20 protein-coding genes and 1 pseudogene are annotated in these 22,390 nt (G+C 51.9%); 12 read left to right on the forward strand and 9 right to left on the reverse strand.

Annotated elements, in window-relative coordinates:
* Nucleotides 1-40: 40 nt before the first annotated feature.
* Nucleotides 41-1,756, forward strand: a pseudogene (locus tag G6L97_RS26575) (ABC transporter ATP-binding protein); the annotation flags it as partial.
* A gap of 58 nt (nucleotides 1,757-1,814) precedes the next feature.
* On the opposite strand, the gene pabB reads toward G6L97_RS26575, so the two are convergent.
* Nucleotides 1,815-3,863 carry an aminodeoxychorismate synthase component I gene (gene pabB, locus G6L97_RS26580; protein WP_174004523.1) on the reverse strand — a complete coding sequence of 683 codons (2,049 nt, stop codon included), beginning with the start codon at nucleotides 3,861-3,863 and terminating at the stop codon, nucleotides 1,815-1,817.
* A gap of 174 nt (nucleotides 3,864-4,037) precedes the next feature.
* The gene (locus G6L97_RS26585; RefSeq protein ID WP_174004525.1) at nucleotides 4,038-4,823 is read right to left on the reverse strand and encodes a DUF930 domain-containing protein; all 786 of its coding nucleotides are present in this window, start codon (nucleotides 4,821-4,823) and stop codon (nucleotides 4,038-4,040) included.
* Nucleotides 4,824-5,048: 225 nt separating this feature from the next.
* Here G6L97_RS26585 and G6L97_RS26590 point away from each other — a divergent pair, with 225 nt between their 5' ends.
* The 4 genes from G6L97_RS26590 to G6L97_RS26605 all read left to right on the forward strand — a co-directional run bounded on the left by G6L97_RS26590 (nucleotide 5,049) and on the right by G6L97_RS26605 (nucleotide 8,267).
* Nucleotides 5,049-6,365, forward strand: coding sequence for a hypothetical protein (locus G6L97_RS26590; protein WP_174004527.1), 1,317 nt, complete (start codon nucleotides 5,049-5,051; stop codon nucleotides 6,363-6,365).
* 94 nt (nucleotides 6,366-6,459) lie between these two features.
* Entirely contained in the window at nucleotides 6,460-6,750 is a 291-nt protein-coding gene (locus tag G6L97_RS26595) for a chorismate mutase (RefSeq protein WP_174004529.1), read from the forward strand.
* A 52-nt stretch (nucleotides 6,751-6,802) separates the two neighbouring features.
* Nucleotides 6,803-7,855 (forward strand): hypothetical protein, encoded by a 1,053-nt coding sequence (locus tag G6L97_RS26600; RefSeq protein ID WP_174004531.1) that lies wholly within the window; start codon nucleotides 6,803-6,805, stop codon nucleotides 7,853-7,855.
* A 22-nt stretch (nucleotides 7,856-7,877) separates the two neighbouring features.
* Nucleotides 7,878-8,267, forward strand: a complete 390-nt coding sequence (locus G6L97_RS26605; protein WP_174004533.1) for a thiol-disulfide oxidoreductase DCC family protein — start codon at nucleotides 7,878-7,880, stop codon at nucleotides 8,265-8,267.
* Nucleotides 8,268-8,271: 4 nt separating this feature from the next.
* On the opposite strand, the gene G6L97_RS26610 is transcribed toward G6L97_RS26605, so the two are convergent.
* Both G6L97_RS26610 and G6L97_RS26615 read right to left on the reverse strand, forming a co-directional pair.
* Nucleotides 8,272-9,654, reverse strand: a complete 1,383-nt coding sequence (locus tag G6L97_RS26610) for a serine hydrolase domain-containing protein (RefSeq protein WP_407655372.1) — start codon at nucleotides 9,652-9,654, stop codon at nucleotides 8,272-8,274.
* A gap of 74 nt (nucleotides 9,655-9,728) precedes the next feature.
* Nucleotides 9,729-10,382 (reverse strand): 4'-phosphopantetheinyl transferase family protein, encoded by a 654-nt coding sequence (locus G6L97_RS26615; RefSeq protein WP_174004537.1) that lies wholly within the window; start codon nucleotides 10,380-10,382, stop codon nucleotides 9,729-9,731.
* Between the two features lie 428 nt (nucleotides 10,383-10,810).
* On the opposite strand from G6L97_RS26615, the gene G6L97_RS26620 reads away from it, so the two are divergent.
* The 6 genes from G6L97_RS26620 (at nucleotide 10,811) to cysQ (ending at nucleotide 17,707) form a co-directional block, all read left to right on the forward strand.
* Nucleotides 10,811-12,235: a 3-isopropylmalate dehydratase large subunit gene (locus G6L97_RS26620; protein ID WP_174004539.1), complete on the forward strand. Its 1,425-nt coding sequence runs from the start codon at nucleotides 10,811-10,813 to the stop codon at nucleotides 12,233-12,235.
* Nucleotides 12,235-12,879, forward strand: a complete 645-nt coding sequence (gene leuD, locus G6L97_RS26625; protein ID WP_174004541.1) for a 3-isopropylmalate dehydratase small subunit — start codon at nucleotides 12,235-12,237, stop codon at nucleotides 12,877-12,879. Before G6L97_RS26620 ends, leuD begins: the two co-directional genes overlap by 1 nt.
* A gap of 27 nt (nucleotides 12,880-12,906) precedes the next feature.
* The gene (locus G6L97_RS26630) at nucleotides 12,907-13,989 is read left to right on the forward strand and encodes a TauD/TfdA family dioxygenase (RefSeq protein WP_174004543.1); all 1,083 of its coding nucleotides are present in this window, start codon (nucleotides 12,907-12,909) and stop codon (nucleotides 13,987-13,989) included.
* A 139-nt stretch (nucleotides 13,990-14,128) separates the two neighbouring features.
* Nucleotides 14,129-15,037, forward strand: coding sequence for a sulfate adenylyltransferase subunit CysD (cysD, locus tag G6L97_RS26635; RefSeq protein ID WP_174004545.1), 909 nt, complete (start codon nucleotides 14,129-14,131; stop codon nucleotides 15,035-15,037).
* A complete protein-coding gene (gene cysN, locus G6L97_RS26640; RefSeq protein WP_174004547.1) occupies nucleotides 14,991-16,934 on the forward strand; it encodes a sulfate adenylyltransferase subunit CysN in 1,944 nt (647 codons plus the stop codon). The genes cysD and cysN overlap by 47 nt, the downstream gene beginning before the upstream one ends.
* Nucleotides 16,931-17,707, forward strand: a complete 777-nt coding sequence (cysQ, locus tag G6L97_RS26645) for a 3'(2'),5'-bisphosphate nucleotidase CysQ (RefSeq protein WP_174004549.1) — start codon at nucleotides 16,931-16,933, stop codon at nucleotides 17,705-17,707. Before cysN ends, cysQ begins: the two co-directional genes overlap by 4 nt.
* A 157-nt stretch (nucleotides 17,708-17,864) precedes the next feature.
* Here cysQ and G6L97_RS26650 read toward each other — a convergent pair whose 3' ends face one another.
* The 3 genes from G6L97_RS26650 to G6L97_RS26660 form a co-directional block, all read right to left on the reverse strand.
* Complete coding sequence (locus G6L97_RS26650; RefSeq protein ID WP_174004551.1) at nucleotides 17,865-18,881, reverse strand: TauD/TfdA family dioxygenase; 1,017 nt, start codon at nucleotides 18,879-18,881, stop codon at nucleotides 17,865-17,867.
* 229 nt (nucleotides 18,882-19,110) lie between these two features.
* On the reverse strand, nucleotides 19,111-19,416 hold the full coding sequence (locus G6L97_RS26655) for an MbtH family protein (RefSeq protein ID WP_323131709.1): 306 nt from the start codon (nucleotides 19,414-19,416) through the stop codon (nucleotides 19,111-19,113).
* A gap of 260 nt (nucleotides 19,417-19,676) precedes the next feature.
* Nucleotides 19,677-20,081, reverse strand: coding sequence for a hypothetical protein (locus tag G6L97_RS26660; RefSeq protein WP_236773707.1), 405 nt, complete (start codon nucleotides 20,079-20,081; stop codon nucleotides 19,677-19,679).
* Between the two features lie 9 nt (nucleotides 20,082-20,090).
* On the opposite strand from G6L97_RS26660, the gene G6L97_RS28285 reads away from it, so the two are divergent.
* On the forward strand, nucleotides 20,091-20,387 hold the full coding sequence (locus G6L97_RS28285) for a 4'-phosphopantetheinyl transferase family protein (RefSeq protein WP_407655373.1): 297 nt from the start codon (nucleotides 20,091-20,093) through the stop codon (nucleotides 20,385-20,387).
* Here the strand turns inward: G6L97_RS28285 and G6L97_RS26665 are convergent.
* Nucleotides 20,364-21,446, reverse strand: a complete 1,083-nt coding sequence (locus G6L97_RS26665; protein WP_174004557.1) for a pyridoxal phosphate-dependent aminotransferase — start codon at nucleotides 21,444-21,446, stop codon at nucleotides 20,364-20,366. The two genes, G6L97_RS28285 and G6L97_RS26665, sit on opposite strands and share 24 nt — an antisense overlap.
* Nucleotides 21,446-22,351 (reverse strand): cysteate racemase, encoded by a 906-nt coding sequence (cuyB, locus tag G6L97_RS26670; RefSeq protein ID WP_174068957.1) that lies wholly within the window; start codon nucleotides 22,349-22,351, stop codon nucleotides 21,446-21,448. The genes G6L97_RS26665 and cuyB overlap by 1 nt, the downstream gene beginning before the upstream one ends.
* Nucleotides 22,352-22,390: the final 39 nt, after the last annotated feature.

A 22,390-nucleotide genomic window follows, 5' to 3' on the forward strand; every position in this document is an offset into this window, starting at 1 on the left:
AAGCGGCTCAGATTCTTTTTTTGATATACTGAGAGGCTCAATGCTTAGGCGCTTCATCACCTACTATCGCCCTTACAAAAAACTCTTAGCTATAACGCTTTTGTCAGCGGTTATCGCTGGCCTGCTGGAGCTTCGATTCCCGATAATCGTGAAGATTTTTGTAGACGATCTACTGCCGGCTCGCGATTGGAGCCTGATCATTTGGAGCGCCCTGCTTCTTATTTTCGTATATGCTATAAATGGTGGGCTCCTGGCGATCGTCAACTACTACGGTCACCTACTCGGCATAAACATCGAAACAGATATGCGCCAACAAGCGTTCTCGCACATTCAAAAACTTTCATTTGGTTATTTCGACAATAACAGCGTGGGCGATCTGATCACAAATGTCACGAAGGACCTCGAAGAGATCGGAGAAGTTGCCCATCATGGCCCAGAGGACGTCGTTCTATCTCTTATGACTTTCTTTGGTGCGGCCGGCATTATGTTCTATATTCACTGGAAACTTGGGTCACTTGTGAGTTGTCTCGTTCCCACAGTTGCGTGGGCCAGCGGGCGGTACGGTGTAAAGCTCGCGCATAACTGGCGTAAGCTTCTTCACCAGATTAGCTCACTCAATCAAACAATCACTGAAAGCGTCGGCGGAATTCGCGTCGTGAAAGCGTTCTCAAACGAAACTCACGAATATGAGGCTTTTCGCCTCCGGAATCATGACTATAGGAGAACCAAGAAGAGAGCCTATGCGTATATGACCGCAAGTATGACGGTATCCTATTTAGGCACCCGATCGGTCCAACTACTAGTGCTGGTAGCTGGCGCGTGGTACGTGGCGGTCGGCGAGATCACTCAGGGAAGCTTTGTCGGTATTCTGCTTCTTGTGAATGTTCTCTTTAAGCCGATCGAAAGACTGGGCAGCTTTCTCGAAACCTATCCCAAAGCAATAGCCGGCTTTCGAAGATTTTTAGCGCTAATTGACAGTGTCCCTGAAGTCGCCGATACCGAAAAATCGATTTCTGTCGAAAAATTTCGGGGCGAGATCGCATATAACAACGTCACCTTTTCCTACTCTCCAAATCTAAAGGTCTTGGATCGCTTTAGTCTCCGTATCGGCCATGGCGAGAAAATTGCCTTTGTTGGCCCGTCGGGAGTTGGGAAGACCACCATCTGCTCACTGTTGCCAAGATTCTACGATGTCAACAGCGGTAGTATCACGATCGATGGCATCGATATTCGTGACGTCACACAGTCTTCGCTTAGAAAACAAATCGGTGTTGTGCAGCAAGACGTTTTCCTCTTTGCCGCATCTATTCGAGAAAACGTCGCTTATGGGAGAATTGGTGCGAGCAGCGACGAAATCGAAACCGCGGTTCAACGCGCAGCCCTAGGTGATTTTATCGAGTCATTACCCGATAGGCTGGAAACATTGGTCGGCGAGCGGGGGGTCAAACTATCGGGTGGCCAGAAACAACGCATCGCGATCGCGCGACTTTTCTTAAAAGATCCGCCGATATTAATTCTTGACGAAGCCACATCTGCTCTAGACCTTGAAACTGAATGTCAAATTCAATCCGCATTGACTGAATTGACCGCAAACCGGACCACAATGATAATTGCGCACCGCCTATCGACCATTAAGCAGGCAGATCGAATTATTGTCATTGGAAAGAAAGGCATTCTAGAACAGGGTACGCATGATGAATTACTCCGATCTGGTGCCCACTATGCGCGCTTGTATGATGACCAGTTTGTATCCGCGTTAAATCCGGTCTCGAGAGAAGTGGGCAATGTAGCAGAATCGTTGACAGGTACTGGCCTCACGAATCTTTAAATCTGACAGGATAGCCTGCAACTGAAGACAGCGTCCGCAGAAGTGCTTCTGCCTTAAGTTCTGTCTCACTCAACTCCTCGCTTGGCACTGAAAGTGCAGTAATCGCACCTCCGACTCCAATTGAGAGCATCTGCTCTTGTATAACGATGGTGCGAATGACAATGTTCAGAGCCGCGGTACCTGTAACCGAGAGAAACCCTACCGCCCCTGAATATACTCCACGAGCGCTGCCCTCCAGCTTGTCAAGGATTTCCATCGTGCGGATCTTTGGCGCACCCGTCATAGACCCCCCCGGAAATGTCGCCCGTATGAGATCCACGAGCGTTCGATCCGATCTCAATCTGCCCTCAATCGTGCTTACCAATTGGTGAACCGTCGCATAAGTCTCGACGTCGAAAATCTTAGGTACGGTCACCGTGCCGACTTCACAAACCTTGCCCAAATCATTTCTGATCAGATCAACGATCATAAGGTTTTCGGCACGCTCCTTTTCGCTAGATGACAGACGTCCCTTTAGTTCGGAATCTTCTTCAGGACTCTTTCCCCTACGAATTGTTCCTTTGATGGGCTTTGACCGGACAATTCCGTGCCTGTTTCGGTCGACAAATAACTCAGGAGAGGAACACAGAATGCTGGTAGCCGGAAAGCGCAGAAACGCGCTGTACGGGGCTGGATTAATTTTTCTGAGCAACATGTAGGTTGCAATGTCGTCCAAATCAGCCCGAGCCTCCATCGTGTTTGTCAAACAAACTTCGTAGGATTCACCATCTCTGATCTTGGTGAGGCACTTATCGATTAGCTCAAGATATTTTCCAGAGTCTGCGCGTAGTGCCAGATTTTCGATCTGTACCTTGAGCGCGGATGTATGCTTTGTGGGAGTTTGTTGAAGCAGTTCTTCAACGGCGTCGAACCAGACCCTCGCGCGATCCTCCCTCGTCTCTAACTCCAAACAGACCAGCCAGATTGTCTGCTCTTGTAAATCAAAGCACAGTGCGCGATCGGCGAAGATGAATTGTGCATCGGGGGATCGGCTTTGATGCGCAAGGCTGCCACCAGTTTCGGCTTTCATTTCGTAACCCAAATAGCCAACATATCCCGGAGCAAAATCGAAAGGGGCCTCCAAGCGAGCATCAATCTTTAACGCTTCAAGCCGCCGCTCCATGTAGTCCAATATGCTCTCCGAAACAGTGCGCACCGATCCTGTTTTCGTAATTGTCAACTTCTGCGATGCTACCTCGTAGGAGAGGGTCTCAGAATGTGGTCCCGATGCATCCCCGATGAACGAGAACCGCGCTGTGGAGTTGGAAAGGCTGCTGTCCAGCCAGAAGACGGGCTGGGCGGGTGTAGAAAATGTTTCAATCACCTGATGCGGATCAGTCCATGTATCAAGCCGTTTCGCAAAAATGCGAAAATCGCCTTTGTCGGTATCAGCCCCACAATTAACTTCTGGAGACTGACGTTCGTTCGCGGCAAGTGCGAGAAAATTAGTTAGAATTTTCGAGCCATGCTCTGAACATATCGATTCAGGGTGGAATTGAACTCCCCAGAATGGTTTATCTCGATGCTCGACCGCCATGATTACATTGTCTGATGAAAATGCCGTCGGTATGAGACACTCGGGCAGGGCATCGACAGCCAAGGAATGGTAGCGCACAACGTGAAAGGGTGATGGAATATTTTCGAACAAGCCGGTCCCGTTGTGGATCACTGCGTCAATGATCCCATGCATTGGCGTTTTCGCATGATGCACTGCTCCACCGAGATGATGACAGATTCCTTGATGTCCCAAACAAACCCCTAGAACCGGCCACCGGCCGTCTAGGATGGCTTCTCGAGAAATCCCGAAATCGGAGGGAATTTCGGGGCGTCCCGGCCCAGGCGAAATAACTATGTTCGAGAATTGAAGCATTGCGGCCTCAGCCCAAGACATTTGGTCGTTCTTGATGACAAGAGGCTCTATTCCACTCAGGCTATAGATCAGCTGAAAAAGATTGAATGTAAAGCTATCGTAATTATCGATTAGTAAGGTGCGCATAACCGCTCCAGCTATAGCGAAACTTAGACACGAACAGCGTTCGTTCGCGGGGACCAAGCCTGCTTATCCGAAAACTCCAATGGTACCTGTATCTATTAAATCGCAACAATCAAGGGCGTTTGCTGCCGCTGCCACCTACAGATTGCGGTGATCATTGAGGCTTCTCCGCCTCTCTCATTCTTCCTCGCCGTCACTCGGGGTAAGATAGTGTTTCTCCCAATCTTTTTTCGGGATTTCGACACCCATGTGAAATTTGAAAGTTTTCACAGATTCCAAATCCGCTGAAACTGTGCATTGATAGCGCATGTTATACCACCGGTTCGCGATCCGCACCGCTGCTCCGTCTGCTTCAATGTGGAGTCCCTCTAGTTTTGTATCAGCCATCGCATAAGCGACAACAAAATCCGGCTTAAGGTCCGGCTTCCATAGCGCTACCTGCTCCATACCCTCCAGATTGCATAGCTGCTCGACACGTTCACTGGGAGCAAGCGTTTTCATCGCCATTGACGCTCGGGCGCTTCTTGGGTCGGCCAAGACCTCCGAGGCTCTAAGGCGGTGCGCCTCGATCATCCCTCCTGTAGAATTTTCAAAATTGGGCTGCTCCGGAGGCAAAACGCCGGCTTTCTCGTCTACTACTTTCGGCTTTTCGTGAACGAGTGGGCCCTTTTTGGTTGTTGGCGCGGGGGCTTGCATCCGCGAACCAAGGCGAGGCGATTGCGAGGGGGGCTCGCGAGATGCCTGCGGACTGGCAGGGGGCTCGACAAGTGTCACAGCAACGGCCTCAGGCTTTTCCCTAAACGATTGCGCGCTTCTCACCAGCATAAGGGGCACAACGATTACCAGATGCACGACGAACGAAATCGCCAGCATACGCCGGATTTCGTTGGGCTGGCGCTGACTGCCTAACGGCTGGCGCCAGCTTGCTGTTTCGATCAACTTGGGGTCAACGCTGTCTATCATGGAAACTCAAGGGACCGCTTCGCTAGCATTTATGATTCGATCCCATTCGTAGACACGTACCAACTTAACCAGTCCTAACCCTCCAATCGATCCTACGAGAGGCGCGAAGCATTACGTCGGCAATCAGGTTTTAACACGCTGAGCTTGTATCTCCGCAGGGGGTGGGATATCAACAAGACGCTTGCGCTGCTCACATAACCATGTCGAATTTCTCCAGAGGCTGCAATGAACGAACAAAACGCAGAACTCCTCGAAACTGGTCATAGTCCTTTACCGAAGAACGCCTATTTCCGAAACCTCTATGAGGTCTATAGACGCCTTTTTAGCGTCGGCGAGATTGAGCAAGACAAGGTTTTGCAGTGGATGGCGGGAGCCGTACTGCTAGGCTTCGCAGTAACATATGCAAGCTGGATGAATGTTCCCTGGATCACAACGAACGCTGTCGATAGCGGATCCTATCGGTGCTGGCCTTTTCTACCGAATTGCGCGGATTATATTTTTCTAACAACTTACCCGAATGGATACTCGCAGACAGCAGTATTCATGCTATTGTTTGCCATCCTCGTGGGCTGCTCGTACGCAATATATAGTAAAGATTGGATTTTGGCTCACGCTGGAATATTTGTGTTATTCCTATTCAAGATTTATTTTACGTTTATATCTTATAGATTTAAAGGTAACTATGACTACTACCACACGGTCTTTTGTCTGGTTTTTCTTTTCTTTCCACACAAGAAATTCTTTCTCCAGCTGTCGGTGGTATTCTTTTATTTTCTATCGACGGCTGCAAAAATACACCCTTCTTGGGTGCTCGGAGAGTATTTTACAAGCCTGAGGAACGGACTCCCGCTGTTTCCCAAAGGAACTGAGATAATTGCAACAAATTTCTTGATGTTCATGGAGATGGTTGGCGCTTGGTTCCTATTTAGCTCAAAGCGTTTAGTTCAGCGTAGCGTGCTGACTTTCTTTGCTATATTCCACGTCTACTCTGGAATTCTGGTCGGCTATCGCTATCCCGCTACTGTTTTGCCGGCACTTTTAGTCCTATTTGGACCTTGGTTTCAAGCTCCCGTAAAGATCCCAAGTGGCGCTAGCAGCGTTCCAGGCTGGGCCCTGATGGGGCTGCTTCTCGTCGGTCAGATGGTTCCACTTGCGATTTCCGGGGACCAGAAGCTTACGCTAGAGGGAAATTTCTACGGCCTCTATATGTTTGAAGCAAACCATCAATGCTTCGGCAGCATAGGCGTCAACGGCAAAACGGTTGACGAATTTAAATCGGGAAACGCGCTTCATCGCTGTGACCCGTACGGGTACTTTTCGACGGCAAAGAACAGATACTGCAATCCGTCGAATACCGTATCTTTGGTTTTGAATCATAGCATAAACGGTGGACCATTTTATCAGATTGTGAATGTGGACGACATTTGCAAGCTCGAGTACAAGCCGTTTGCTCATAACTCTTGGATCAAAACCGAGAAAGACGCGCCCCAAATTGGACGTCCCGTCCAGAACTTTTACAGGTGGGCACGTGAAGTCGATTAAAAGTTATCTGTCGCTTCAACCGCGCATTCTGCCGTGGCCTTAAGGATTGAGTCGGTTTCTTCACGATGCTTCCCAAAGCTTAGGGAAAGATAAAATGTCAAATAAAAGTTTAAACCAAGAAGCAGATCTGAATGAATTTCGCCAGCAACTCGACGCGGTGGATACGGCCATACTAAAGTTGGTGGCGGAGCGTATGGGAATTGTTCACCGTGTAGGCCTTTTAAAGAAACAGGTAGGATTACCTGTCATGCAGCCACAGCGGGTGGCGGCTGTTCTAGACAGTCGGGCCAAAGTCGCGCAAGGACTCGGTATCAATCCAGATGTTGCGAGACACATTTGGGATATTCTAATCAAGGAAGCTTGTCGTCTAGAGGAGGCGGTTTAAGGTTTAGCGGGTATTTATCCCCGTCCTCAAAAGCGTGCTCAGGAAACACCCTGTGAAGCCATTTGCATTTGAAAACGACACTATGCTTCTCCCTGTCGACATAATTGGCGACGGGGACAAAGCGCAGGTGGTGCTTTTTCGCCTCCCGCGAATTTATTTCCGGGATCCGTTCTTTGTTGAAACGCTGTATCGCTTCACCGATGTCTTATATCCGGTGCGATCGCAAGACCATGGCTCGCATTGGGCGTCGCCCTTTACCCCGCAACTGGCATATAATCCCGTTGACCCGCGGCTAGTGCGCATGACGATCCCCGAGTTTGTGCGGTACTCGGATGAATTAGATATACGTTCAATGGAGACCTTCTTCGTTTTCCATATGTCTCGCTGCGGTTCCACTCTGCTGACGCAGATGTTGTCATCCTCAGATCGGTTCTTTGTCGTTTCTCAACCAATTATAGTCAATTCTGTGCTTGAGAGAAACTACAAGGGTTCGCTTGGTGTTCGCTCTGCACTTACCCGGGCAGTCCTGCGATGTTTAGTTGCTTGCGCACCGCGTCCAAGCCGGTATGCTGTGATTAAATTTGAGAGTTGGAATGCGCTTTATCTTGGAGAAATTCTTCGGACCGGCGTAGCCCAGAAGTGGGCGTTCCTTCATCGCGACGGTGTAGAAGTAATGGTTTCAATCGCTGCGATGTCACCGTTGTGGCTACGAAACCGGGATCGGATCGAACCCGCTATCAGCCAGCACATTCGGTTCGATGGTGATGAAGAAGCCGTTCGACTTGGTTCCGACAAGGAGTACTGCGCGCGAATGCTTGGTGCATTTTGTCTGGCTGCTGCACAGAAACGTAGTTCTCACGCGACTTACATAGATTACAGGTCATTACCTGGCGCAATATTCCCACTGCTCTCCGAGCGCTGGGGAGTATTGCTATCATCAACTGAAATCGACACAATGGTTAGGCGTGCAGAGCGGCACTCAAAAGATCCGGCACAAGTATCTCCCTTTGTCCCAGATAGCCATTCTAAACGACAAAAAGCCGATGCTGAACAAATATCGCTTGCGGGGAAATTCATTGAGCCGTTTAGAGCCCGCCTTTTCTGATAGCTGGAATGAGAAGACCAGCATGATTGTTGTAGTCGATACTGAATGCATTCTGTGCAGTCGTGCGGTCGACTTTATTCTCAGAAGGGAAGCTGATGAGAAGATGACCTTCGTCGCCGCGGCATCGATGCGAGCAGAGCCCATTCTGGCTCAATTTGCAAACCTACCGATCGTGCCAAGCGAAACCCTTCTTGTCGTTAGTAATGGAAGGTTGCTAACTCACTCCTCAGCGGTTCTTGAAATAGCGTCGCATCTGAGATTTCCGTGGAACCTCATAACTTGCATGCGCGTTCTGCCGGTCCGCTTGAGAGATGGTATCTATCGTAAAGTTGCGCTTAAACGTTACCGATGGTTCGGGCGTGCCTCCTGCTACCTGCCCTCAGAGAAAAACCGCACTCGCTTCCATTTGTAATATTTCATTGCTTCTGCCCTGTTATCTCGTCTGTTATCTGCTTCAACAGTAGCTGCGGCTTGTAGCCGAGGCGGTCGGGGGTTAGGCCCATTCGAAGCAGCACGAGGTTAAGCGAGGGCACGATAGCCATACTCTGACCGTCATGGCCCTCCAGCCAGAACGTATCGGCCGGTACTCCAGCGTCTACATTCCTCTGTCCGTCGGGGGCAGCGACCCACGCTTGGGCCTGAGTATACCGGCTGCCCGAACGCTGCGGAGTTTTAATCGCGTTCATGAAGTCTTGAGACAAGAAGCGCTGCCCCTTCCAAACACCATCCTGAAGAAGAAATTGTCCTAGCCGAGCCCAATCGCGTGCGGTTGCGTAGAGATAGGTACCGCCGGCAAACGTACCTCTGGCGTCTTGTTCTAGTACCGCACTAGCCATTCCAAGAGGGCCGAAAAGTGCACCGGTGGGATAGGCAAATGCCTCCCGTCTATCCCCGACACGATCCATCCAGACTGCAGAAAGCAAGACCGATGTGCCACTCGAGTAATTGAAGTGTGCTCCTGGTGCCGTTACAAGCTTCGCTGATATTGGGAGAGACACCATATTCGGCTCCAGATACAGCATACGCGTAGCATCGGTGACGCTTCCATAGTTTTCGTTGAATGCGAGGCCGCTCCGCATTGTCAGTAAGTCACTCAGTTTTATTTTAGAACGATCGTCATATTGCCATTGTGGAAAAAGGCTCGTATCCGAGGTGTTGAGTTTGCCGGTATAAACGAGGCGTCCGACAAGAAGGGCATTGACGGTTTTGGTCATCGACCAACCCAAGAGGCGTGTCTTAGGGTTGAAGCCGGGACCATAACGTTCCGCAATAATTCGACCATTGTGCACCACTATAACTGCGCGCATTCTCGGTCCCGTCAAACCTTCGTTGTCGAGCAGATCTAGAACAGCATTCGGGCTTTGCGCCAAAACAGTGTCGCCGTCTGGCCAAGTACGAGTATTCGAATCCGGCACCTCTGGCTCGATGAAAGGAACCGCATTTAGTGCGGCTGCGAAATCCCCGTCCGGTACAGTCGTACAGCCGGAAGCGCCACGGAACAGGGCAAAATTGGGGGCCAGGAAGCCCAGAAACGTGGACGTTACGCGTTTGTTGGAGTAGTCGACCGACACAGTTACAAACCGCAGAAGGACGTTCCCGGGAGCCTGTACATCGTCGTACAAAACTTCATTGGAATTTCGGCCTGCGAGGAAAACGTTCGAGCACACAATCTTTGCTGCGTATCCGGTCCCGACGCGGAGAAGGGCAGGCGGCGCAAGATATAACCAAATCGTCACTCCTATTGAACAAAATACCAGAGCCGTTGTCAGCGCCTTAAATGCACGTGCTAGGGACATTATTTTACTCAAAAAAATATGTGTCTATAGGTTTTGTTGGGCCGTCACAAAAGTGAAGTTTGCAACAATAGTAATTCTTATTCATTCGCCCTCGCCACCGCCGCGATGTAGCCTGGCGGGCTAGGGATGTTTTGCACAAGCCACCTATATTCAGATCTTTGTGCGTCAATAACCGATATGCTTTTGGGTGAAATTGAAAGTCCGTAACCGTTTGCTTTCAAAATTGCTTCTTTCCTCGTCCAAATTTCAAGAAAAGTGCGCAATTTCATTAGACTGGTCGCATTTCCAACGAGCATCTGCTCAGAAGGAGTCAGACAGTGACGGCATAACGTATCGATGTCTTCGAGCGGTGTACAAACCTCGACATCAATTCCTACCGCGTGATAAGACGTACAAATCGCAATGATCGTGCCGGAATGAGACACGTTAAACTCGACCGCGCCGGCATGATCGCCCCCCAATCGCGGTTTCCCAAATTCTCCCAACTCCAAGTGAATCAGACGTGGATGAACTTTTAGCTCAGATGCCAGGAGTTGCCGCAACAGATAGCGCGATAGGAGTGTGACTGAGCGTCCACGACGAAACACATGGCGATGTGCCCGCGCAAACTCTTGCTCAGTTAGAACCTGACGGATATCCTGCGGTATTTCAATAGTTCCATCAACGTACGCTGCGATATCATAATACCGTATCGATACGCACGAAATTTCGATTTGAGCGGCGGCAATCATCAGTCAGGCTTCTCGAAGATTCGTAGATGATATGGGTGGTAGAACTATTAGCGCTAGACGGAATGAAAACGGCAACAGAGATCAACGCAAGTTCAAATTTTGCCTACCTCATTTTTAACGCGAGTAGCATGCGGCACCAGAGCGCCGCGTTAGGCTTTCTGTAGCCCGAGTGGAGCGTCGACATAAGACGGTTGACATGTTCTCAATCCCCCGGCGCACAGTGTTTTACCTGCGGATGTCCTCGATGTTCAAAAAAAACAGGCGGACGGTAGAGGTGGCTCTGCCGTTCAAAAGCTACAACACTAACCCGATCTGAAATGATATATTGACGAATATAATTGGATCCGGCCTAGACGGCGATTCGCTGGTAACTGTATAAATTCTGAGTACGGCATATTTATACGGAGTATACGCCGCCGAGGTCCTCGATGTCCTTTCCGAAATCGTTCCTAGAGAAAACCTGGGCGAGCCATATTGTCAGCCCGATAGATCGCCACACCGACCTTCTGTATATTGACAGACTATTTCTACATGAGTTGACGGGTGCAGCTACTATCCGACAATTGGAGGCCGCTAACAGATCAGCGCGACGGCCCGATTTGGTATTTACGACGATCGATCACGTCGTAGACACACAAGAAGGGCGTACAAAGAACCAATCTCCAGCATCGTTGGGTTCACGGTTGATCGAGGAAACGCGGGTTGCTGCCAAGAAGCATGGGTTCCGGCTGTTTGATGTCGGCGACACGCGGCAAGGCATCGTACATGTAATCTCACCCGAGCTTGGAATTGCTCTCCCTGGGCTCACAGTCGTTTGCGGGGACAGTCACACCTGCACAGTTGGGGGAATAGGAGCACTCGCGTGGGGAATAGGCTCAACCGATAGCGAGCAGGTTCTTGCTACTCAATCGCTTGCAATGAAGCGGCCAAAATCAATGCGTATAACGATAACAGGGGCGCCTCCTCTCGGCGTCTCGGCTAAGGATATCGTGCTCCTACTAACTCGCAAGATTGGCGTGAACGGTGGCATTGGCCATGCAATCGAATATGCCGGCAAAGCCGTCGAGGGTTTGGATATTGAAGCGAGGCTGACGCTTTGCAACATGACGTCAGAGCTCGGAGCCAAGTACGGGTTTGTCCCGCCCGACGACACAACGTTTCAATATCTGTATGGCAGAGAATTTTCACCAAAAGGCGAGGCTTGGGAGGATGCGGTTGGGTATTGGAAGTCAATCACCTCTGATCCAGAGGCGACTTTCGATAAGGAATTCTCTCTAGACTGTTCCGATCTGCATCCGCAGGTTTCGTGGGGAATAACTCCGCAGCAGGTAATTTCAATCGGTGAGCGAATTCCGGATCCGATGAGTATCGGTGACGCTGCGCAACGAGCGGATATGATACGAGCACTTTCATATATGGAGGTCCTTCCTGGCGCGGCAATCGAAGGCATTCAAATTAACGCCGCCTACATCGGTGCATGTACGAATGCCCGGTTGTCCGACTTGCGGTCGGCGGCAACCATCCTCAGGGGACGTAAGATCGCTGACGGAATCACCGCCATCTGCGTCCCTGGTTCGATGGAGACAAAAGCCCAGGCCGAGAAGGAGGGACTCGATATCGTCTTCAAGTCTGCCGGTTTCGAGTGGCATGACGCGGGCTGTGGTTTGTGCGGGCACATGGGGAATGATCGCCTGGAGCGCAAACGAGTCATCAGCACCACGAACAGAAATTTCATTGGAAGGCAGGGGCCTGGGACACGAACTCATTTAGCCAGCCCGGCAACAGTGGCAGCATCGGCCGTTGCTGGTTCAATTGCTGACGTACGCAAGATCTCGCCCGTGGAGATCATCTGATGACGAGATTTTACATCGTTGCAGCCGCAGTTCCATTGCTCGAAGACAACATCGATACGGACCAAATAAGCCCCGGCACAGAGCTTATGCGATCTCCCGATGATGGATATGCCCGGTGGGGCGAGGCATTGTTCGCGACGCAGAGATATCTCCCTGACCGCACCCCTAACCCAAGCTTCATTTTAAATGATCCGCAATGGGGTCGGGCTGAAATCTTGTTAACCGGGAAGAACTTCGGTTGCGGATCCTCGCGTGAGTGGGCAGTCAAGGCCCTTCGCGGCTTTGGCTTTCGCGCGATTTTGGCCGTGTCCTTCGGAGAGATTTTTGCTGCTAACTGCTTTCGTCACGGCGTGTTGCCGGTAGAGCTGCCGACAGATGTTTTGTTCCTGCTTGCTTCAGAAATCAGCCACCGCGGTGCCGGCACTTGCTTGGCAATTGACGTCGAGAGTCAAGTCATCGTTTCTCCGTCGGGACGATCTTTCCCGTTTGAGCTTCCCGAGATGCAGCGGCGAATCTTCTTGGAAGGCATCGACGAGATCACATTCGTCTCGGAATATTCGTCTGCCGTCACCGCCTTCGAACGAGCTGATCAGACAAGCAGACCATGGAAATACCCGACGGAGGCTCCCACTACCCCCACTTGAATCTCATGCAACTGAGGAGGCAAGCCAATGCAGCACACATCGATCAACGAACCGTTTGAAACGTTAGTCGGTTGGCGTAGTCGAGATGTCGCAGATCCGAAAGTTTGGACGTATCAGATCACGAGTGAAGAGGAAGATGAGATCGAAACGGCGGTCAAAATCGCCCGTAACCTCGACAAATCATTTCATGATCTCACGACCAGTGACTTCCCGCTTCCAACCTTCGGGAAGCGCCTTCGCGAGCTTACCGATGCCCTCGAAAGTGGCCTTGGCTTCACTGTGATAAAAGGCTTGCCAATTGTCGACAAAACGGAAGATGAGGCGCGCCTAATATCGTGGGGAATAGGTCTGTATGTCGGCATTGGGCTTCCGCAGAATGACGGTGGAACGCTTATCCATGATGTTCGGGACCGAGGTGAAACCAGCCAGCAAACGTTGCGTGGTAACGGCAGCTCGGAAGAGATTCAGTTCCATATTGATCCTTGCGATGTCGTTGGACTATTTTGCCGGCGAGCGGCAGCCAAGGGTGGGGGCAGTAAGCTTTGCAGTTCGGTGGAAATTTGCAAACGGATAGCAGCCGAACAACCGCGGCTATTTGAGCACCTTCGGTCTATTATACCTTTTGCAGCATTGGGTGCCGGTCAGGATAGTGCGAACGTTTACTACGTTCCTGTCTTCGGCTGGCATAAAGGTGCGTTTACTAGCCACTATTATCGCGCCAGAATTATCAAGGCATCGTCTTTACCTTCGGTGGCGCTGAGCGACGAACAGAGAGCGGCGGTCGATCTTGTTCAAGCGATGGCCAGCGATCCGGAGATGCACATGGAAATGCAACTCGAGCCGGGCGATCTCCAATTGGTGAATAACCATATCGTCTATCACTCCCGCACCGCGTATGAAGATCACGACGACTTTGACAGGCGCCGCCACCTTTTTCGATTTTGGTTTTCTGTTCCGGGCAGTCGCGAACTGCCTGCCGAGTTCGCTGACGTATGGGGCAAGACTAAAGCTGGCAGTGTTAGAGGCGGTGTGCGCCTCTGGGATGGGAAGTTTGACGCTGTTGACCGATATCAAGAACGCATGGCTGGTCTTCACCATATGAGTCGGTGAGCCAGGGGGCTTGCAGGGCCCAAACCGTATGGACATTTTTGAAACCAACCGCGAATACCGTTATGGTCTCGCGGCAGTTTCGCAAACAAATAGATTCCGAAGAGCGTAGATTGCCTCGTAGCTATGGTCGGAGACGATGATGAATATTACAAACTCCGTGCATTGTCATCGGCTTGAGGCTGAAGCGATACACGTCCTGCGCGAAGTCGCGGCAACGTTTTCCAATCCAGTCATGCTTTATTCAATAGGTAAAGATTCCTCGGTGCTGCTGCATCTGGCGAGGAAGGCATTTTATCCTGCAAGACCGCCATTTCCGCTCCTGCATATCGACACCAGATGGAAATTTAAAGAAATGATCGCCTTTCGTGACCGCGTTGCGGCCGAACTAGGTCTCGATCTCTTGGTACATACCAATATGGACGGCATCGAGCAGGGCATTTCGCCGTTTGTGCACGGTTCGACAACATATACGCACGTGATGAAAACAGTCGCGTTACGCCAGGCGATCGACAAGTATGGCTTTGACGCGGCCTTTGGTGGTGCCAGGCGCGACGAAGAGAAGTCGCGCGCCAAAGAGCGCATCCTCTCCTTTCGCAATTCGTCTCATGCCTGGGACCCGAAAGGCCAGCGACCGGAAATGTGGAAAACCTACAACACTCGCGTCAGCGCCGGGGAGACCGTTCGGGTTTTCCCGCTGTCGAATTGGACTGAATTTGACATCTGGAATTACATATTCACGGAGAATATTTCGATCGTGCCGCTGTATTTTGCTGCGATGAGGCCGGTTGTAGTGCGTGATGGCTTGCTGATCATGATGGATGATGAGCGCATGCCAATAAACAAAGGCGAAACAGTGAAGGAAATGATGGTCCGTTTCCGCACGCTCGGCTGCTATCCACTAACGGCCGCGATGGAATCCGAAGCGACGACGTCTGAAGATATCTTGCGTGAATTGCTCGCGGGACGGACGTCTGAGCGGCAGGGCCGGTTGATCGACGGCGATGAGGCCGCCTCTATGGAGAAAAAGAAGCGTGAAGGATATTTCTGATGAAACGTGGGGGGCGCCTACTTCCGAAAATATCCTTCACTACCTTCGCGCGCGGGAAAACAAACCCCTATTGCGATTTCTAACCTGCGGCTCGGTGGATGACGGGAAGTCGACTCTGATTGGGCGCCTACTCTACGACACCAAACTCATCTTCGAGGATCAGTACGCCGCCCTTGAGCGCGACAGTCGCACTCATGGCTCTGCGGGAGGCGAGGTCGACTTCGCGCTTTTGCTTGACGGACTGGAAGCAGAACGAGAGCAGGGCATCACGATAGACGTCGCTTATCGCTTTTTTTCAACTGACCAACGAAAATTCATTGTTGCGGATACGCCCGGTCATGAGGAATACACCCGGAACATGGTGACAGGCGCCTCGACGGCTGAGCTCGCCGTTTTGCTGATCGACAGTCGCCAAGGCATTCTCCCTCAAACCCGGCGACATTCCTATATCGCTTCGTTGCTCGGCATCCGGCACATTGTCCTCGCTGTAAACAAAATCGATCTAGTCGCGTACGATAAGGCGACTTTTGATGCCATTGTCACCGCATTTCATGCATTCGCTGAGCGTCTCGGATTCTCCACGATCCAGCCCATCCCGATATCAGCCCGGAATGGTGATAATGTAACTTGTCACTCTCGTAACACACCCTGGTACAATGGACCTCATCTACTCCAGCATCTGGAGTTCATTCCGATTGAACGGGTCAATGGGCGAAAGCCGTTCCGTTTTCCGGTGCAGTATGTATCTCGCCCAAATTCCGATTTTCGCGGTTTCGCCGGTCAAGTGGCCTCGGGCTGCATCGCAGTGGGTGACGTCGTAACCGTCGCGAGGTCCGGCCGGTCAACGCAGGTCAGGGAGATTGTTACTCTGGACGGGCCGCTTGACTGCGCAGTCGAGGGACAGGCGGTAACGCTAGTTCTGAAGGATCAGCTGGATGTTTCGCGGGGAAATCTACTGGTTGCTCCCAACGATAGGCCCAACGTGGCTGATCAATTTCAAGCACACCTCATCTGGTTCGATGCAAATCCAATGATTCCAGGCCGCAGCTATATCCTTCGAACGGAGACCCACAGTGTAGAGGCGACGGTTACCGCCCTGAAGTATGCCGTTGACGTAAACAGCCTAGCCCATCTGGCCGCAAAGGCGCTGCAGATGAACGCGGTCGGGGTTTGCAATTTTTCCGTCCAGGCCCCGTTCGAATTTGACGCCTATGCCGATAACCGGAGCACCGGCAATTTCATCCTGATCGATCGGATAAGCAATCGCACCGTTGGCGCCGGCATGATAGATTTCGCGCTACGCCGGGCGAACAACGTCCACTGGCAGGCGATGGAAGTTGATCGCAACGCAAGAGCTGAGCTGAAACAGCAGCGGTCGACAGTCGTTTGGTTTACGGGCCTTTCAGGCTCCGGAAAATCTACGATCGCTGGCTCCTTGGAGAAGCTGCTACATGCAGCCGGCCGGCACACCTACGTTCTAGACGGTGACAATGTCCGTCACGGTCTCAGTAAGGATCTCGGCTTTACTGCGGAGGACAGGGTGGAGAACATTCGGAGGGTGGCCGAAGTCGCCAATCTGATGGCGGACGCGGGCCTGATTGTTTTGGTCTCGCTGATCTCCCCCTTCAATTCAGAGCGGCAAATGGCGCGCCGCTTGATGGTCCACGGCGAGTTCATCGAGGTGTTCGTCGATACGCCGATCGAAGAATGTGTCAGGCGCGACCCAAAGGGTCTGTACAAAAAGGCAATGCTCGGAGAGTTGGCCAACTTTACTGGCTTTAGCTCACCCTATGAAGTGCCCGAGAGCCCGGATATTCGGCTCGAGACCGTCGACCACAGTGCCAACGACCTCGCATTGCAGCTGTTCTCTTACCTTCAGGCTAGATCGTTCACATGATAGAGGCTCTTGAAGCCGCCGCGTTAAACGCGGGACGATCAATTCTCGAATTATATCGAAGTGGGTGTTCGGTCCAAGAGAAGGCCGATGGCTCACTTGTTACGGAGGCTGACTTACAGGCCGAAATTATCATTCGAGACCTGCTTGCTGGTCCATTTCCAGACATTCCCATTGTGGCTGAAGAAGCCGCCTCGACCGGAAAAATTCCCAACATACATGGTGGACGCTTCTTCCTCGTGGATCCACTAGATGGGACCATCGAGTTCGTCGACCGCACCGGCGAATTTACCGTAAACATAGCTTTGATCGATGACGGTCAACCTGTCGGGGGCGTCGTGTATGCCCCAGCCCTGGGAATCGCGTTTTCAGCTGAGCGGGGAAAGGCGGAAGCTTTAAACATCGCCGAACATGAGCGAATTGTGCGCCGAGCGCCGATCAAAGTTCGTCCACGAAAGAACCCGCCAGTTGCTGCCGTGAGCCGCTCTCACAATAGCCCAGATACCCGGATGTTTCTAAACGCAAATGGCGTCGAAATATGCCGAACGGTAGGGTCGTCGTTAAAGTTCTGCTTAGTGGCTTCGGGTATAGTTGATGTCTATCCCCGTTTCGGTCGAACTATGGAATGGGACACCGCTGCCGGAGATGCTGTTCTAAGGGCGGCTGGAGGCACTACTGCGTTGCTGGATGGTACACCATTACTCTATGGCAAGCGGTACCAGGAGAGCGGCCACGACTTTTCGAACCCGCCCTTCGTTGCCTGGGGCGCGGCATAATTTAGTGGCATAATTTAAAAGCCAATGAATGAATGGGATGCAGGGACCGAGGCGCGAGGCCGATCTAGTCGCACGGATTAAACCAATCCGCTCTGTACGCCTTTGTAACGGTCAAGGCCGGCACGCTCATCCCGATACCGGATCGACCTTCCGTCCCCTAGCGTGTAAGCGCCACATACAGTTGTCTCGGACCTTCAAATGGTAGTCGACCGTGGGCCACGAGCGAATTATTGAGAATCAGCACATCATTCGCTTCCCATGGGAAGGTTCTTTGACAAGTCTCTTGTATCGAACGGATATCCGCGAGCAGCTCCGGTGGGAAAGCAGTGCCGTCGCCGAAGGATGCATTTTGCGGGAAGAGGGACTCATTACCGTCGTATATATCCAGGAGAGCTTCATAAGTGTCCCCGGGAAGTCCTGAAGGATGGAATTGATCGGCCTGATTAAACCAGATCCGCCGTCCACTCTCAGGGTCAACCCGGTACGCCGGCGTGACGTTGCTCACGCGAATATAGCCGCCGTCAAGAATTTCGAGCAAGTTTTCGTTTTCCTGGCAGAACCGTCTAACCTCTGACAGGTCTTCCGTATCAAATGTCTGCTGCCAAGTTGCCCCAAAGCCCGGACTACCTGGCAGAACCCTCACGTAACGGACACCGCCATGCTTTTCGAAAAGGTCAATGACTTTTTCGGGCATGCATTCGAATATCGTTCTTGAGTCCGCCATGCACGCCATACCGCCAACAGCGGCAGGTTGAGGGCAAGAGAAATAGATCCTTCCCGGCCAAGTCGCGGAATAAGATAGTTCGTTATGCAACGATATTGGAAGATGCGGTGGGTATTCTGATGCAGTATAGATACCGTCCCCGAGTTTTGTCCTTGGGGAGTTACCATTGACGTATCCCCATAGCCCATCGGAAGTCTCAGAAGCAAACCTCCGCAGCGTGGGAGCATCAGTCATTGAGAAGCCACGAAAAAGGATGGCCCCAGACTTGTTCAGATGCGCTATGACCCGCGCCTCGACTTCGTGATATGACGCGATCGCATCGGATATAGTGTTTGGATTGCCCACACTAGCTGAAACGCATAGAACCTCGATTTCCCCTGAGGAAAAGGTGCCAAGCCCGAATGGCGACGTGCTGTGGTCTTTCGTTGCCTTTTGGTGGTGGCTATCCATGAGGGTTCCTCCATTTTGATCCGGGGTTCGCGAGGCGCAGTCAAGTGCTGAGTTCTGCTTGAAATTTGAGGCCCTGCCGTTTTCCGATCTCGATGTCCATGGCATGCTCTTAATCTGCTGCCGACTAAGCGCGTCCTTCAGCCATGCGATCATATTCTGATGTCATCAGGCAACCTGCTCGAACGAGGATTACTACCTGGCACGAGCAAAGCGGACGAGCGTCATGCTGTTAATGATCTAAGCGTCCCGTGCTCTCGGCGTTAATGCCAGTCGTGTTCCCTGGCCTAAGATCTTCCCAAGTCACGTTCACAAACTCAATACAGGACGCACGACTGCCAGGGCCACAGGCAGTTTTCCAGCCTGAAGGGATCGAAAATGAATTTGGCCAAAGCGAATACTGACGGTGATCGTTGACGAGCACCAAAAACTCGCGGGCGTCGTCTTCAAATGGGTTCTTCATCGAGACTGCCTTCGTTCGTGGCGCACAGTTCCGATACGGCGGTCGCGCCATTATAGATGGATGAGGAGGGACCATGTACCTTTAGAAGCCACAGAAATATAGGGAGCAGGGCCTCATTCGCGTAGGATGATATGCAAGCCCTGATACAAATCCAAGTTAGAGAAAGATATATAATAGAAAATAAAGTCGCGTAGGATCGCTTTAGTGACAGAAGTATCTCACCATCTTTACTTGAGCCTTTCTCCATTATCAGCCCATCCCCTTGATCCGAGTCATGCTGATGTTGTTCAACTAGGGTGGAGCTGAAGCTGACTGAGATGAGCGAGTCACCGATATCATGCAATCCAACATCGAACAGGTTCGATTTCCGAGGACGGGACTGTATGAGGAAGCTTTCCGATCAAAGCGTGGAATGTTGGTTTATCAACCAGCATGAGGCGCGCCATGAAACGTGGGCATTGGCTCTCACGACCGTTGGTGAACGGTCGAGGGCCGACGGATTTCGCCACCTCGTCGACCGTCGTGCATTCCTGGTCCGTAAAGGTTTCCTGAGATCCGTCCTGAGCATCTACCTTGGAATACCCGCAAATACAGTCCAAATTCATGTCGGTAGCAGTGGCAAGCCGTACATCAACAGTCACGACGGTATCTTTTTTAGTTGCTCCTCCTCGAGAGAGATCGCGGTCGTCGCTATTACCAGACATCCAAAAATCGGAGTTGATGTCGAAGCGGTAGGCCAAGCGGATGACGTGTCGATTGCTTCTGCCTTCTTCTCGCGCTCTGAGCAGCGGTTGGTCGAGGCAACGATGGTGCAGTACTCCTGCTCAAAATCTGATGCCACTCTCCACGTGTGGACGCAGAAGGAGGCTTATCTCAAAGCTCTGGGTGTCGGATTACAACACCTTCGTGACTTCGAACTCCAGTATGTCCAAGGGAAAGCGACCGTCGCGGAGACTTTCTTAGAACCCGGAATCGGGACCACGCTTGACCACCCCTGTCGGCGGACGAGGCCATCATTTCGCCTATCCGGCTCTGAACTTCGTTAGTTGTTCAATGAGCCTCATATTCTGGTGTTCTAATCCAACGGTGATCCTCAGAGCTTGGGGCCACCCATAGGACGCAAGACCGCGTACGGCAATGCCGCGCTCGAGGAGAAATCGCTGGATGGCTTCGGCTAGGTCAGATTGAAGAATGATGAAATTTGCGTCCGATGCCTCAACTTTGAAGTCTAGTGCTGCGAGGCCTTCGACAAGCTTAGCCATGGCGTTGCGATTGCGAGCGCAAGATGCTCCAACAAATTGGTCGTCTTCCAGAGCGACTACGCCAAGGTATTGATTGATCGACCCGATCGAGAATGGCTGCCGCACCGCGTGTATTTTTTCTATCAGCGCCTCTGATCCAATTCCGAAACCAAGCCGAAGCCCTGCGAGACCGTAGGCCTTCGAAAAAGTTCGCAGCACCAAAAGGTTTGAAGCGCGTTGCGCCAGCCGCGCGGACCCGATTCGTCGAAGAGGCTCAACGAATTCAACATATGCTTCATCAAGAACGACCGTAACCGAGCTTGGGATTTCCTTGAGAAATGCGACGAAGGCGGCCTCGGTGAAGAAGCCTGGTGCCGGGTTGCTGGGGTTCGAGATGAATATCATAGACGTATCCGGATCTACCGCGCGTGCGATGCCCGCCAGATCCGTCTCCCATCCACATTCGGAGACGGTTATACTGCGCGCGCCGGCGAGTTCAGTCGCCTTCCGATACGCAGTGAAGGCGTGCTCGCAAAATATGGCGTTGCGTCCAGGCAAGAGCAACGCTCTGGCTGCGAGGTCCAGCAAATCGTCGGTGCCGTTTCCGATCGCGATGCACGCACGGGAGACCGAGAACTTGTTGGCTATCGCATCCTTCAACGCTGAGCAGCCGCCATCCGGATAACGAGACATGTCCACGTTAAAGTCTAGAAGGGCCTTGACCACCCTCGGATCAGAGCCGGCTGGGTTCTCATTCAACGCCATATTGATGAAGGGTTCGTCCATAGGTGGACGATCGGGAGCTCGCCGTGCCATTCGATTCAAAAAGGGGTAATTGGTGGACTTGCCGGTGCCGTCAGCCATCACCGTTCCCCGAGACCATGTGAACAATCCGTAGAAAAACGGGAGCGATTTTTCAATCTGAGCTCTTCTCCAGCCCTGAGACACTCTCGCGCCAGGATTGCCGTGGGGTCAACGACGTGCATGTCGACCGTCGCTGACGCGGCGATCAAATCCCATATTAGGGGCAACTCTGTGCAAGCCAAGACCGACGCGGCGGCTCCAGCGTCAGCGAGCTCAGTTAATGCAAGGGACAAGGCCTCTTTGCCCTCGTCGACCCTATTAGCTTTAACCGCGTCGATCGCATTTGAAACGCCAGCGCACGCGCTCTCAGAAGGCACAATCGATTGCAGCCCGACTTCGCTTAAGCCATGCTGATAGATTCCGGCGGAGATCGTTCCCTGCGTTCCGAGAATACCGACAACCGACCCTCGAGGCAGCATCCCGGTGATGTGGCGACACGTAAGCTCGACCATGTTCAAAATCGGAGCCTTGGATATTTCCCTAATCTCGGCGAGCCAATGGTGAGCGGTGTTGCATGGCATCGCAATTACGCTGGCGCCGGATCGATTCAGCTTTTCGATCGCGCTCAAAATGAATGGAAGGCTCGAGGGAGCATTTTCGTCTAGAATAGAGGCGGTCCGATCTGGTGTTGAGGGATCAGCAAGAACAATCATTGGAATGTGATCCTGATCTCGATCTCCCTCTGTTTGGTCCGCGATTTTCTTGAGAAGGTCGAGTGTTGCTAACGGACCCATGCCTCCTAAGATACCAACGAACTCGACCGAGGGGATTTTCTGCTCATCTACAATCTTGCTTTCGAATTCAGCTCCCATCCGCCCGCAGTTCGAACAATCGCGATTGCATATGCCGAGATAACCTTCCGGTTCTCGCAGATGGGGGTCAGTGCAGTAATCTGTTCCCATCATGGACTCCGTAAATCAAAGCGTCACCAAATGTCTCCCTCC

Source organism: Agrobacterium tumefaciens (assembly GCF_013318015.2).
Taxonomy (GTDB): domain Bacteria; phylum Pseudomonadota; class Alphaproteobacteria; order Rhizobiales; family Rhizobiaceae; genus Agrobacterium; species Agrobacterium tumefaciens.

Coding starts and splice junctions, on each gene's coding strand:
- G6L97_RS26595 (WP_174004529.1), top strand. CDS start 6,460: ATGTCAAATAAAAGTTTAAACCAAGAAGCAGATCTGAATGAATTTCGC.
- G6L97_RS26615 (WP_174004537.1), bottom strand. CDS start 10,382: ATGATTGCCGCCGCTCAAATCGAAATTTCGTGCGTATCGATACGGTAT.
- cuyB (WP_174068957.1), bottom strand. CDS start 22,351: ATGATGGGAACAGATTACTGCACTGACCCCCATCTGCGAGAACCGGAA.
- G6L97_RS26655 (WP_323131709.1), bottom strand. CDS start 19,416: ATGGTCCCTCCTCATCCATCTATAATGGCGCGACCGCCGTATCGGAAC.
- G6L97_RS26590 (WP_174004527.1), top strand. CDS start 5,049: ATGAACGAACAAAACGCAGAACTCCTCGAAACTGGTCATAGTCCTTTA.
- G6L97_RS26665 (WP_174004557.1), bottom strand. CDS start 21,446: ATGGCTGACGGCACCGGCAAGTCCACCAATTACCCCTTTTTGAATCGA.
- pabB (WP_174004523.1), bottom strand. CDS start 3,863: ATGCGCACCTTACTAATCGATAATTACGATAGCTTTACATTCAATCTT.
- G6L97_RS26650 (WP_174004551.1), bottom strand. CDS start 18,881: ATGGATAGCCACCACCAAAAGGCAACGAAAGACCACAGCACGTCGCCA.
- cysN (WP_174004547.1), top strand. CDS start 14,991: ATGAGGCCGCCTCTATGGAGAAAAAGAAGCGTGAAGGATATTTCTGAT.
- G6L97_RS26630 (WP_174004543.1), top strand. CDS start 12,907: ATGCAGCACACATCGATCAACGAACCGTTTGAAACGTTAGTCGGTTGG.
- G6L97_RS26605 (WP_174004533.1), top strand. CDS start 7,878: ATGATTGTTGTAGTCGATACTGAATGCATTCTGTGCAGTCGTGCGGTC.
- cysQ (WP_174004549.1), top strand. CDS start 16,931: ATGATAGAGGCTCTTGAAGCCGCCGCGTTAAACGCGGGACGATCAATT.
- cysD (WP_174004545.1), top strand. CDS start 14,129: ATGAATATTACAAACTCCGTGCATTGTCATCGGCTTGAGGCTGAAGCG.
- G6L97_RS26620 (WP_174004539.1), top strand. CDS start 10,811: ATGTCCTTTCCGAAATCGTTCCTAGAGAAAACCTGGGCGAGCCATATT.
- G6L97_RS26585 (WP_174004525.1), bottom strand. CDS start 4,823: ATGATAGACAGCGTTGACCCCAAGTTGATCGAAACAGCAAGCTGGCGC.
- leuD (WP_174004541.1), top strand. CDS start 12,235: ATGACGAGATTTTACATCGTTGCAGCCGCAGTTCCATTGCTCGAAGAC.